General features: G+C 71.8%; 9 protein-coding genes. All 9 read right to left on the bottom strand.

The window, feature by feature from the left end; all coding sequences use genetic code 11:
• Nucleotides 1-41 precede the first annotated feature (41 nt).
• Nucleotides 42-857, bottom strand: coding sequence for a polysaccharide deacetylase family protein (locus ACFYM6_RS18560; RefSeq protein ID WP_387276975.1), 816 nt, complete (start codon nucleotides 855-857; stop codon nucleotides 42-44).
• On the bottom strand, nucleotides 854-3,217 hold the full coding sequence (locus ACFYM6_RS18555; RefSeq protein ID WP_387276973.1) for a glycosyltransferase: 2,364 nt from the start codon (nucleotides 3,215-3,217) through the stop codon (nucleotides 854-856). The genes ACFYM6_RS18560 and ACFYM6_RS18555 overlap by 4 nt, the downstream gene beginning before the upstream one ends.
• Nucleotides 3,162-4,205 carry a phosphotransferase family protein gene (locus tag ACFYM6_RS18550; RefSeq protein ID WP_387276971.1) on the bottom strand — a complete coding sequence of 348 codons (1,044 nt, stop codon included), beginning with the start codon at nucleotides 4,203-4,205 and terminating at the stop codon, nucleotides 3,162-3,164. Before ACFYM6_RS18550 ends, ACFYM6_RS18555 begins: the two co-directional genes overlap by 56 nt.
• Nucleotides 4,202-5,449, bottom strand: coding sequence for a hypothetical protein (locus ACFYM6_RS18545; RefSeq protein ID WP_387276969.1), 1,248 nt, complete (start codon nucleotides 5,447-5,449; stop codon nucleotides 4,202-4,204). Before ACFYM6_RS18545 ends, ACFYM6_RS18550 begins: the two co-directional genes overlap by 4 nt.
• A 71-nt stretch (nucleotides 5,450-5,520) precedes the next feature.
• Nucleotides 5,521-6,636: a lipid II:glycine glycyltransferase FemX gene (locus ACFYM6_RS18540; protein WP_387276967.1), complete on the bottom strand. Its 1,116-nt coding sequence runs from the start codon at nucleotides 6,634-6,636 to the stop codon at nucleotides 5,521-5,523.
• Entirely contained in the window at nucleotides 6,633-7,952 is a 1,320-nt protein-coding gene (locus tag ACFYM6_RS18535) for a hypothetical protein (protein ID WP_387276965.1), read from the bottom strand. The genes ACFYM6_RS18540 and ACFYM6_RS18535 overlap by 4 nt, the downstream gene beginning before the upstream one ends.
• Nucleotides 7,949-8,881, bottom strand: a complete 933-nt coding sequence (locus tag ACFYM6_RS18530; protein WP_387276964.1) for a glycosyltransferase family 2 protein — start codon at nucleotides 8,879-8,881, stop codon at nucleotides 7,949-7,951. The genes ACFYM6_RS18535 and ACFYM6_RS18530 overlap by 4 nt, the downstream gene beginning before the upstream one ends.
• 803 nt (nucleotides 8,882-9,684) lie before the next feature.
• Complete coding sequence (locus ACFYM6_RS18525) at nucleotides 9,685-10,989, bottom strand: M14 family zinc carboxypeptidase (protein WP_387276962.1); 1,305 nt, start codon at nucleotides 10,987-10,989, stop codon at nucleotides 9,685-9,687.
• A 157-nt stretch (nucleotides 10,990-11,146) separates the two neighbouring features.
• Nucleotides 11,147-11,842 (bottom strand): ArsB/NhaD family transporter, encoded by a 696-nt coding sequence (locus ACFYM6_RS18520; protein WP_387276960.1) that lies wholly within the window; start codon nucleotides 11,840-11,842, stop codon nucleotides 11,147-11,149.
• Nucleotides 11,843-11,904 lie beyond the last annotated feature (62 nt).

The following is an 11,904-nucleotide window of genomic DNA, read 5'->3' as shown; positions in this document are numbered from 1 at the left end:
GACGTCTTCCCTCCTCCCGTCCCGGGTGCTCTCCGGCGCCGTCACGAGGTCGGCTGGTGCAGTCGCGGACGCGCGGTGTGGACCAGGTGGCGGGCCCGTCGGTACGCGCGCCAACCCCGGGTGCGCAGCCGCTCGCCGCGCCAGGCCAGCGGCCAGCCGGTGCCGTGCAGCAGGGCGCCGATTCCGGCGACGCCGGTGTCCCGCTCGATCAGCACCCGGGCGATGGCGAAGACGTCGTCGTTCGGGTGGCTCAGGGCGTTCTTGACTCCGCAGGCGGAGGAGTAGCCGGCGGCGCGCACCGCGGTCCGGACGGCATTGCTGTGGTAGCCGTACGGATAGGCGAACGACCGGACCGACGTCCCCGTACCGTCCTCCAGCACCTGCCGGCTTCCCGCGATCTCCTGGTGCAGCTCGCTCGGGCGTAGACAGTCGAGCGCGGGGTGGCTTCGGCTGTGCGACCCGATCTCCACCCCGTGCGCGTGCAGTTCGCGGAGCTGGTCCCAGTCGAGTGACGGATCCCGGTCCGGTGCCGGCGCCGTGCCCACCCGCGCGGCGATGACGTACGCGGTGGCGGTGAGCCGGTGCCGGCGCAGCACCGGCAGTGCGGTGTCGGCGAGGTCGGGGAAGCCGTCGTCGAAGGTGATCAGCACTGGTCGTGGCGGCAGCGGGGCCAGTCCGCGCAGCACGGCCGCGTAGCCGCTCACCGTCATCGGCGTACGCCCTCGGTCCCGGATCAGCGCCATCTGCTCGTCGAAGTCGCCCGGTGACACCGACCAGCGCAGCGTGCTGTCTCGGGGTACGTCGCCGATGCTGTGGTAGCAGAGGACGGGGACGACCGTCTTCGGTTGGCGGTTCACCTGCGGCTCCTTCCAGATCGGGCCGCGGCGGCGGCGTAGTAGACCGGCCCGAGCGCCAGTCCGCAGAGCTCGAGGACGGTCAGCGAGGCGGGATAGCCCTCCTGCTTCCGGTTGTTCTTCGCCGATCCGGGCCGCAGGGCGTAGGCGATGCCGCGGGGCAGCCGCCGCAGCAGCTCGCGTCGGGCGGTGGCGTCGCTCGCCAGGCATTTCGTCAGGACGGTGCCGAGGCCGACCCCGTACTGGTACATGGTCCGTCGCAGCGCCCGCAGCTCACGTCGGTGCGTGTGCCAGGCGATGGCCCCCGGCTCGTAGGTCAGCGCGTGTCCGGCGAGCACCGTACGCAGCAGCAGGTCGATGTCCTCCCCGCTGCGCAGCCGCGGATCGAAGGCGCCCAACCGGCGCAGCGCGTCGGTGCGGAACGCCATGTTGGCGCCGGAGCCGTACGATCCGGGCAGGTACGGGTGGAGCGAGCGCGGTGGCAGGTCGACGCGGCGTGCGCCTCCCGCATCGAGCGTGGCGACCCCGGACCGGTCGAACCTCCGCCGCTGGCAGCCCTTGCCGTAACCGCCGTACTGCTCCAGCCAGATCTGCGCCGGCGTGTCGAGTTCCCGGGCGAGGATGTGACCGGTCACCCCGACCACGTCGTCGTCGGTGAAGCCGTCGACGAGGTTGCGCAGCCACCCCCGGTCGATGACGAGGTCATCATCGGCGAAGGCCACGATCCCGCCCCGCGCCTCGGCCAGCCCTCGGTTACGGGCGTGGGCGACGCCGGGTCGCGGTTCACTCGTGTAGCGGAATCGGGGATCGACGGCGGAGCGGCTGGCGACGGTCCGGGCCGTGTCGCTGACCTGCGGCGCGTTGTCCACCACGACGATCTCGAAGTGGGGGTAGTCGAGCGCGGCGAGCGAGTCCAGGGTGGACTCGAAGAGCGGCGTGCGTCCACACGTCGGCAGGACCACGCTGACGAATGGGGCGTGCGCCGCCGCCGGCCGGCGGGACGGACACGACCGGGTGCCGACGGTTTCCCTGACCGGGTAGGCGTCGAGCCGGTCGAGTGTGGGCAGGCCGTCGTGGCGCAGGTGCGCGTCGATCGCCGTGGCGAGGCGGTCCCGGATCGTGGCGGTGAGCGCCGGCGCGGTCAGCCCGCCGGCCGGCAGCCCGACGTCCACCAGCCCGAGCGGCTCCCCGTGCAGCCGGACCAGGACCTGCGCCGCGCCGTACCGGGTGCCTTCCGGGCCGCCCGTGTCGGGGACGTCGGGCACCCCCTCGGCGAGCTCGACGGCGAGCACGCGTACCGGTGCCGGGCCCGCCCGCCGGGGGCCCGGCTTGCCGACCGCCTGTGAGGCGCGCATGGCCTGGGCCGAGACGTAGCCGGCGGCGGTCACCAGCAGCCCGGCGACGATCGCGCCGGACCGCAGCAGGCCGGCGCGGTCGCCGGCACGGACCTGACGCAGGCCGCGGCGCACCCCGGCGGGCAGCGTGCGGCGGGTGTACGTGCGCTCGGTGGCGAGCCCGGCGTCGCTACCGACCAGCCGGGCGACGACCGCCTTGGACCGTCCCTCGGAGAAGCAGCGCTGGCGGAAGTAGCGCCAGGTCGTCCGATCGACGGTCACCCGGTGCCGGACCCGGGCCGCGGGCTCGTAGAGCACCACGCCGTCCGGCTCAAGCTGCCGGATCCGGATGCAGAGCTCCGTTTCCTCGCAGCCAACCGGTGTCCGGCCGACCCGGCCGAGCGCCGGGTCGAAGCCGGCGGTGCGGTTCAGCACCGACCTGCGGAAGGACATGTTGCAGCCGATGACGTTTCGCACGGGGGTGACCTCGGTGGGCTGGCCGGTGAAGCTGCACCCGACCACCCAGTCGAACTCGGGGGGCAGCCAGCGCGGCCGTTCCTCCTCCCACGCAGGTAGGGCGTGGCCGCCGACCGCGAGCACCTGCTGGTCCCGGTAGTGCGGCAGCAGCCGGGCCAGCCAGTCGGGCTCCGCCTCCGCGTCGTCGTCGAGGAAGGCGACGATCTCGCCGGTCGCCCGGGCCACCCCGGTGTTGCGGGCCGCCGACAGGCCGCGCGGGCCGGCGTTCGGCACGACGGTCAGCTCGGGGAACGTGGCGTACACCCGCGCCAGCAGCGCCGGGTTGTGGTCGACGACCACGACGACCTGGGCCGCCGGTACGTCCTGCGCCAGCACCGAGTGGACCGCCCGGACGATCTGTGGCCACCGCCGCTCGGTGTAGACGCAGACGACCACGGTCACGGTCGGGGCCGAGCCGGGCCGGGCCGATGCTGCCGGATCGAGGACGGCGACCGGTTCAGACGTTGGCGAGGACGCGTTCGACGTTTCCGCGGATCCAGCGTGGATCGTCATGGTCACCTTCCGAGTCGATGAACAGCAGGATGTGGCGTAGCCAGTAGAGGAGCAGGGCCGGGCGGGGCGGGATGCCGTCCAGCCAGGTGGCTGCCTCGTCGGCGGGGACGTCGAGCGTCCGGTCGATCCCGTGCCGCAGCGCCTGGACGACGATCTCGCCGAGTTCGTCGCCGCGGGCCAGCCGGCGGGCGAGGATGTGCAGGTGCAGCAGGTCGTGCAGGGGGAGTTGGCGGGCCGCGGCCCGGTCCCAGTCGACGATCCCGGTCACCTGGCCGTCCGGTGGGCTGGCCAGCAGGTTGCCGGGCCAGAAGTCGCCGTGGATCCAGGAGGTGTGCACGGTGCGGCCGGCGAGGGCGACGACGAGTTCCTCGCGTAGTCGCCAGACCGTGTCCAGGAACCGGCCACGGCGCGGGTGGGTGGCGGCGAACTCGCTCAGCCGCCGGAGCGGGGCGTCCACCCACTCCTCCAGGGCGGCCTGGTCGAGCAGGGTCCGTTCCCGGGTGCGTTGGTGGAGGTCGTGGATGACCCGGCCGGCGGAGGCGAGCAGCGCGGCCCGCCGGGTACGCCGCAGCATCATCCCGGTGGCCGGAGCGCCGCGCAGCGCCCCTTCCACGCAGTAGTAGCGCCCGTCGACCTCGCCCCGCGCCACGCAGTACGGCAGGAGCGAGCGTAGGCCGGGCAGGCGCGGGTTTGTCCACAGCAGGTCGAGCACCTCGGCCTGGCGCCGCAGCCCCTCGGCGGCCTGGTGCGTCCAGGGCACCTTGACCATGTAGCGTTCGCCGGCCCCGCGGCTGCCAACCGCGGCCACGGCTACGGACGTGCTGGTGAAGGCGACGGACTCGGTCCGCCACCGCGTGTCGTCGGTGGTGGTCGCCCGGGCGACCAGGCGGGGCGCGACGGTGGCGGTCCAGCTCCGCTCGGGCCGGTGCAGCCAGCCGGCGAGCCGGTCCCGCAGGACCGGCTGCGCCCACTGTACGGCGCCCCTCACCGGGCCGTCCGCTCGACGTAGTGCCGCCAGATCCGGCCGAGCGCGTCGGCGAGCACCAGCTCCGGCGCCCGGTCGGCGTCGACCCGTTCCAGGTGCGGAATTCGCTGGCGCAGCCGCCGGTACTGCTCGCGTTCCCGCTCGAGGTGCTCGGGGTCGTACTCCCCGGAGCGGCGGTGCATGACCGGCCCCGGGACGTCCAGCAGCAGCACCACGTCGGGTGCCGGGCAGAGTCGGCTCAGCAGCTGGAAGTACGGTCGCTTGAGCCAGACCAGCGGCCCGCGCGGCGGCAGCAGGGCGTCGTAGACGTAGCGGTCGAAGACCACCAGCCGGCCCAGCGCCCGGTGGCGCACCGCCGCCAGGTAGCGACGCCACACGGTGAACGGGCGCAGCAGGATGCGTATGCCCTGTTCAGCGGTGCTGCGCGGCGCCTCGTTTGACGGCCAGAGCCCCATGTAGACGCGGCGTACCGGAAAGTAGAACGTCGACTCGATCGCCTGGGCCAGGGTGGACTTCCCCGATCCGTCGGGGCCGATCAGGGCGACGCCGGCACCCCGACGGCTCCACGCCTGCAACGGCCGCTCGATCGAGCGCAGGGCGGTCGAGCCGACGAGGCGGCGGGCCGCGCTGGCCGGATGGGCCCACCACCAGGTGCTGAGCAGTCGCCGACGGACGGCCGGCAGCGCCGCCGGGCGATCGACCCGCCAGTACGTCAGCAGCATCCGGGCCGCCCGGTCCGGCAGCGCCCGGGCGAGCGGACCGTCGAGCGTGGCGTGCTCCGCCAGTTGTCGAAGACGACGCAGGTGGTGCTCGGCGAACCTGCCCTTGTCGAGCACGCAGTGCAGCAGCAGCGCCCAGAACTCGTCTCCGGGCGCGAGTACCCACCCGTCGTCCTGGCGTGCCCGACGGCCCAGGCACTGGCCGGTGGCCCGGGTGCGCACCTCGAAGTGCCGGCCGTAGGCGAGTTCCGTCACCACGTCGAGTTCGACCCACGAGCCGGTGGCCGCGTCGAGCCCGAGGAAGAACCGGTGACTGCCCCGGCCGTGACTGGCCAGGCGGATCAGTCCGTGGGCCGTGATGACGGCCACGGCCCGCGCGAGATCGGCCGGCGCGACCAGGAGATCCAGGTCCCCGGGGGCGACAAGCGCCGCCGGACCGCCGCGGAGCAGGCACCAGCGCACGCCGGCCTCGTCGAGGCCGGCCAGCACCGACCGGGCGAGCCCGGGCGCGGCCGTCGCCGCTTCCACCTGCCGTCGCGGCTCCGGGTGCGCTGCCACCGCCGTCGTCGGCGGGCCCGGCAAGCCAGGCGGCGTACGGATCATGCACTACTCCGCACCGGCCGGAGCGCCAGGATCCGCCGTACGCCGCCCCGAGCGCGCTCGATCAGCGGGGTGATCGGCACCCGCTCGATCCGGTAGCAGGCGTAGTCCTGGCTGACGGCGCCAAAGCGGCTCTTGAACAGCTCCAACGAGGACACCCGCGCCGAGTCGCCCATGTTGTAGACCGTGCATCCGGCCTCGATCGCGTCCGCGATCGCCGTCTTGTGCAGCAGGTAGTTGGCGTAGACGGGGCCGGCGAACTGCTCCAGCATCGCGCCGCGCCAGTACATCGCCGTAGTCGCGGCGAACAGCACGACGATCGCGGCGACCGGTCGTCCCTCGTGGTGGGCGGCGTATATCCGGCACCGGGACCCGAGCATCTCCGCGACGGTGCGCAGTTTCCGGTGCGGCTCCCGTCGGGCGGCCAGCCGCCGGGCGAGCGGGAGCGGGAGCCGGTCCCGCCGCGCCCAGCGGTCGACGGACTCGCCGTAGAGCTGATGGAAGACCGGGACCAGGCGGCCCGTGTCGTCGCACTCGACGACGACGCCGGCCCGCTCCGCGCGGCGGATCCGGTTGCGGGTGTCGCTGCGGAACCGCTTGCGCCAGACCTCGTCGAAGCCGCCGTCGAGGAAGACCGACTGCGTCATCCGCTTCTCGCGCAGCACGCTCGCCGGCACCACGGCCTCCCACGTCCCGGCCGCCGCCGGGTCGGGGCGGACCAGAGTGCTCAGCACGTGCCGCCGTGCCAGGTCGGCGACCACCATACGGACGTCCTCCGGGCGGAGATCGCCGTCCTCGCAGACCAGCCCGCCCGGTCCCCAGCCGACGGGGAGTCCGAAGTCCGCCGCGAGGATCGGACCGAGCCCCGCGCGCCGGACCAGCGGAAGGACGAGGCGCCTGCCGTCGGCGGTCTCGTAGAGCCGCGACACGTCCTCGTAGCCTTTGACTTTGCACACGCAGCGGAGCCAGGTCGGCGTCTGGCTGGGCAGGGCGTTCGGCGCGGAGGCGAGCACCTGCTCCCACACGTCGGCCGGGGCCGGACTGGTCACGCGCAGCGGTCGCGGGTCGCCCGGTGCCGGCCCGAGGCGGGGATCGAGGATGGCCCCGGCGCTCACGACGAGCCCAGCGGGAGGTCGGCGTGCCAGTAGCGCTGGGTGACGTCGTTGCTGGCCAGGATCACCATGCCGGTGGCGCTGGTGACGCTCTGCTTGGTGCTCGTCACATTGTTCATGTTGGGCGAGAGGGCGTCCCTGATGACCGGCGTGCCGCGGCCGTCGGGGAAGGCGATGCTGCCCATCGGGGAGCTCTTCATGAAGATCGTTCCCGGGTAGCCCGTGTAGGGACACCCGCTGTCCGGCGCGGTCATGAAGACGTACAGCATCTGATGTTCGGAGTCGAGCAGCAGGACCGGCCGGGTGTGGCAGTCCTTGATCCGCCCGACCTTGTAGCTGGACCAGTCGTGGCTCGACGGGTCCAGGGCGAGGAGCATGATCAAGGGCGCCGAGGTCGTGGCGCCGGCGTCGTCGAGGCCGGTCTTGATGACCGCGAAGACCCGCCCGGCGGCGTCGGCCTCGAGCGCCTTGAGGTTGATGTGGTCGTCGGCGCTGTTCGGACCCTGGACCGCCGTACGCGTGACGTCCCAGGTGGAGCGCGACGCGCCGTCGACGCGCTCGGCGAAGTAGACCGCGGACTGCACCTGGTTGCTCCACATCACGCCGATCCGGGACCCCCCGAAGCTCACCAACGACGAGATGTCGTCGCTGTCCAGGTTGCTGGCGGCGGCGACCGGGAGCACGAACGGGGTGCCCCAGACCGCGTCCCCGCCCGTCGTGTTGTTCACGTAGACCTTCGAACCCTGTGTCCAGGTCGCCCAGAGCACGCCCGTCGAGTCCTTGTCGATGGTCAGGGTCTCGCTGGAGTAGTTGCTGATCTGTGCCGGGAAGCCGGTGTCGCGGGTGTAGGTCTTCGTCGCGGCGTTGTAGCTGAACCGGTAGAGCCGGGCCGGATTGCCGGCGGTCGCGTCCGCGGACGAACTGGCCCGGACGTGCGAGGAGATGTAGAGCCGGGTGCCGTCCCACAGCGCGTCGGAACGGGTTTTCGGCCGGTTGTCGACCACGGTTCCGGTGTCGACCCACTGCTGGTTGGAGCGGTTCAGCCGGAAGATGTGGTGGGTCTGGCTGCCGGTGTGGAAGAGCACCGCCCACCAGGCGCCGTCGTTCCACCACAGTTTGCTCTCCGGCTTCTCACCGGTCGCCGCCGAGCCGTCGCCGGAGGTGGACGGACCGACGTAGCCGATGTCGCCGGCGGCCGCCCTGGCCGGTGTGGCGAGCCCGCCGGGCAGGGGCGCGGCGCCGAGCAGCACGCCCAGCAGCAGGGCGAGGGCGAAGCCGCCGCGCGCCACCCGGACACGCCGCAGGGAATGAGTCCTCATCGGGGCACCTCGCTCAGGGTCGGGCTGGTCGACTCGGCGGCGGGGGGCTGCCACCGTTGCAGCACGCGGTGGTCGATCGGGTCCACCACCGGTCGAGGGCGCCGTACGAACCGCTCCCGGAGCAGGGTCCGGAGCACCCGCTGACCGTCCCGGAAGGTGCGTAGGTTGGAGATGCCGCAGCGGCGGGGGAGTTCGTTGCTCGGCACCTCGGCGATGCGCAGGTTCGCCTTCAGCGCGTGGACCACGAGCTCGGTCTCGATCTCGAAGCCGTGCGCGGTCAGGGCGAGCGCCGGCAGGCAGTCGCGGCGGAATGACAAGAAGCCGTAGCACAGGTCGGTGAAGTGGACGAGGAAGAAGCTGTTCGTCAACCGCACCAGCACCTGGTTGCCGCTCCGGCGCAGCGCAGTCAGGTCGGTCGATCCGCCGCCGGTCAGGAAGCGCGAGCCCTTGACGAAGTCGTAGCCGTTCATGAGCGGGGTGACGTAGTGGTGGATCTCGCGGGGATCCATGCTGCCGTCGGCGTCGATCATCACGATCAGGTCGCCGGTGGTCGCGGCGAACGCCACCCGGGCCGCGTCACCCTTCCCGCGGCAGTTCTGCGTCAGCACCACGATGTCCGGCCGGATGGCGCGGGCGACCTCGACCGTACGGTCCGACGAGTGCCCGTCGACGAGGACCACCTCGTCGACGATCGGCGGCATGCGCTCGAGCACCCACGCGATGTTCTTCTCCTCGTTGAGCGTCGGGATGACCACGCTCACGGTCTGCCGCTCGGGGCCAGCGTCGACCGCTTCGGCCTCGTCCGTGGGCCGTTCCCGTATCCGCAGGATGCTCAGTGCCCGGTTACTTTGCCCGGACGGTGCCGTGAGCGGTGGTTCCTCGGTCAGCTGACTGGGGACGTGCGTGTCGATGTCCCGGTTCAAGGTCACCGGATCCCCTCCCTGACGGACGTCGTGCGGCCGGTCCGCCGTGCAAAGCCGGTCTCCCCCGCGCTGCCGCCGGCGGCGGCAGTCCACGTACCTTTCATCAGCTCTTCCCCCGTCATTCGCGGGCACAATCCACCCTTTTGTGCCTGGTGTCAGAATTGTCCTGATTCGGCCCGGTTTGGGCCGAGGTGAATTGGAGGAAAAGCTAACACGACCCAAAGAGGAACACGCCGGAACTATGTGATGGATCAGGTCAATTCTGCACAACGTGTCGGGACGGCTGTCCGCCCGGCCGACCCGTTCGGACGGTCGGCTGATGTCCGCTCATGTTGTTGCCGACACGAGCTGCGGTCGTGCACGCGAGGCTGCCAACGGGAACGCCGTGAGATGCGACGCCTGTGAAAGTGTCGGCGGCGCTGAGCCCGCGACCAGGCGGGCGGCTGCTGGTCGACGACGTGCTGAGTGGGCAGTCGGTGCCCACCGCCAGCTTGAACTGTCCTGAATGCTGCCGCTCTGACCTGCGGTTTTGCATTTATCTTCCCAGCCGCGCTGAAGGTGTCCTTCGATTCGAACACTCGCAGCCAGCATTCAATGGCATTCGATATTGCCTGGTGAGACCCAATTCGCAGGGCGGCGCGGTAATGGGCTTGCGGCTGGGGCAGCCCTTCTTGGCAGCGTGCCGAGCGGCGGGACCGGGTGGGCTGCGGATCTCGCCGACGGTCGGCGACCCGCTGCCGTTCTTGTTCAGCGCGTGCCGGCCGGCTACGACGGAGGTCGGAGCCGGCCGGCACCACGTCCAGCGGGTGTTACTTCAGGTCCTTCTTGTGGAAGTTGCGGGTGCACTGCTGCAGGTCGACCGTGACCGTCTGGCCCAGGTCGACGTTCACGGGCGTCCGCTGCAGGACCGTGCCGTCCGGTCGCTCGCACGTCAGGATCCACGGCTCGGTGTGGAATCCGGTCTGGTTCGGGTGCACGCCGTCGGCCTGATACGGCGGCACCGGCCGGTACGACGGGTTGACCGACCAGTGGAACTTGCCGTTCGGCTGGGTGATGTCCAGGTCGGAGGTCAGCGTCGTGGGGAACCCACTCGGTCGCGTCGTGCCGTCCGGCTGCGGGTAGGGCTGGGTGTACATGTCGAAGGACTTGGTGATCCGCAGCACCGCGTCCTTGGGTGCCTTGCCTTCGATGACCGCGTGCTGTGCCGGGTCGGCGGTGTTCTCCAACGCCTCGAACATGGCGAGCCGGTGGGCCGGGTAGGTGTCCGTCACCTGGGTCTGGAAGGTCCGCGGGAGGCCCCGATCGGGGCAGGTCTCGGCCGTGAACGCCAGCCCCCGCGTCGCGAAGTAGGCCCAGTCGATCGCCTCACCGGTGGTCTCGTAGTCGTGGGCGGAGTCGCGCGGGATGTAGTTCGCGCCGTAGCGCTTGGCCATCCTGGTCGCCAGATCCTCGTACCGCGCCACGTCCTGGGTCGGCCCGACCGCCAGCTGCAGGGGCGGGTAGAGGACGACCTGGATGCACGTGTGCTGGGTGACGAAGGTGGTGGCCTGCCGGGTGGACAGCAGCCACTCGATGTTCCTCGCCTCCGGCTCGGACCACGGCGCCGCGCCGCCCGTCGAGATCGGCAGCCAACCGAACCCGTAGTTGCGGTTCATGTCGACGTTGGTGTCGGTCTGCCGGCGGTTACGCACGAACCCGTCCACGTTGACGACCGGCACGACCACAAGCCGGGCGCGGTCCAGCAGGGCGGACACGTAGGGATCGCCGGCGGACGCGGCGTTCACCAGGTCGACCGCGTACTCCATGACGAGTTCCCCGCTGGGCCACTCGTTGCCGTGGTGCATCCCGACCGTGACGAAGACGGGCTTGCCGTCGTTGGCCTGCACGTTCCGGGTGATCTCGAGGCCGCGGACCAGCCGGCCCGACGAGGTCGGGTACGGAAGCGTCAGCGGCTTGACCAGATCGGCGTGCTCACGTGCCAACGTCTCCATGTCGCGCTCGTAGTCGGCCAACGTCCGGTAGGTGGTGTTGCCGCTCGGCAGCGCCGACTCGGCCGTGGCGGCGGCCGCGGGTGCCGCGAGGCCGGTGATGGCGAGGCAGGCAGCGGCTGCCACCGACAGTCCTGCGCGCCAGGGGAGGCGGCTATGTCTGCTGATCCACATTCGATTCATCCCTTTGCTGTCGTTGCATGGACAGGAGCGGGCGAGCGAGAGCGGCGGCTCACCTCCGTCCTTTCGGTGGCCGTGCTCGGTGCCGCGGCCCGGATTCCCGTCACGAGGGCAAGATCAAGCGACCGTATCGATACCCGTAAGGGCTGGTCAAGGGTGTGCGGATGGCGACCTGCCGCCCGGTCCGGTCGGCTCCGGTGATCGTCGGTCGGCCGGGCGGGGCGATCAGCAGGGCGGCGACGGTGGCGGCGGTGGCCAGCGCGGCGAGCGCGGCGCTGGTGGCCACGAACCGGCCCAGCGGGGCGGCGACCCCGGCGGCCCGGCAGCGCTCGTACCAGATCAGGGTGGCCAGCGAGGCCCACGGGGTGGCCAGCGGGCCGACATTGGTGCCCACCAGCAGGGCCAGCAACTGGGTGTGGTGGTCGGCGGCGATGACCGCCTCGCCGGCCACGTACGCGGGCAGGTTGTTGACCACGTTGGCGAAGAGCGCGCCGACGCCGCCGGCCCGCAACGCGCCCTCGGCGCCCGGGTCGCCGCCGATCAGCGTCCCCATGACGGTGTCCAGGCCGTGCCGTCCGATGGTCTGCACCACCAGGAACAGCCCGGTGACGAAGACCAGCAGCCGCCAGGGGACGAGGTGGAACGTCAGGCTGCGCCGGGCGCGTACGGCGAAGCCGGCGACCAGGATCGCCGCGGCCACCCCGGACGCGAGTCCGATCTCGACCCCGGCGAGGATCCCGGCGACGAACAGCAGACACGCGCCCAGCGCGGTGCGGTACAGCACCGGGTCGGGCGGCACGTGCGGCGGCGGTGGGGCGAACGGATCGGTGCACAGGTTCTGAGCGAGCCGGCCCGGCCGGC

This window comes from Micromonospora sp. NPDC006431 (assembly GCF_042870725.1).
GTDB lineage: Bacteria > Actinomycetota > Actinomycetes > Mycobacteriales > Micromonosporaceae > Micromonospora.
The sequence above is the reverse complement of the archived record's forward strand: the minus strand, read 5'-3'. Positions and strand labels throughout refer to the sequence as shown.